Below are 621 nucleotides of genomic sequence, written 5' to 3' on the forward strand. Positions count from 1 at the left end.
GGATAGAATGGAGAGAGTGTTTTCAATGCACCTTTAGAAGTAACATCAAAAATTATTGCACCAGGATATTCTTTACGAATATTCTCTAACTTACATCTTTTGTTTTTAATAATTATCATAATCTGTTATTTTTGTGAAATATAAAATATTTTAAACAGGCCTTACTTTTTAAAAGTGGGTTCTTTAAAAGAATGCATCCAAAACTTCCTCAAACACATCATTCGGACTTACTCTATTGAAGAGATTCATAGAGGTGTTGAGCTTCATCACATCAACTCCGCTTCCCATGATGTATTCGATGTCCTTACCCTTGTGTAGCAGGAGCGCCTTGCAGCATTCACGGAGTCTTTCACCCAGAATCTCATGTTCAATATAGGCTCTGGCTTCACCCTCGCCATCCAAACCATAGTAGTTTGCGTTGTGGCTATGACCGAGTCCCTTCTGTTGTGGAAAGATATACCATATCCAATGGCTTTGTTTTCTTCCTTCCTTCAGTTCTCTCAAAGCCTGGGTATAGGCAAACTCCTGAGCATCCAGGAAACGTAAGAGATCATAGTGTGGCTGCTGAACCTTTGGCCATCCGATGATGTCCCAGAACTCAGAAGGAAGGCACACATTCTC

At 40.1% G+C, this 621-nt stretch carries 1 protein-coding gene; it reads right to left on the reverse strand.

What is annotated here, in order from left to right:
• Positions 1–183: 183 nt before the first annotated feature.
• The gene (locus ACQRBJ_RS16145; RefSeq protein WP_445304246.1) at positions 184–615 is read right to left on the reverse strand and encodes a DUF1810 domain-containing protein; all 432 of its coding nucleotides are present in this window, start codon (positions 613–615) and stop codon (positions 184–186) included.
• Positions 616–621 lie beyond the last annotated feature (6 nt).

It is taken from the genome of Prevotella sp. SGI.167 (genome assembly GCF_050313615.1).
In the GTDB taxonomy this organism is placed as follows: Bacteria; Bacteroidota; Bacteroidia; order Bacteroidales; family Bacteroidaceae; genus Prevotella.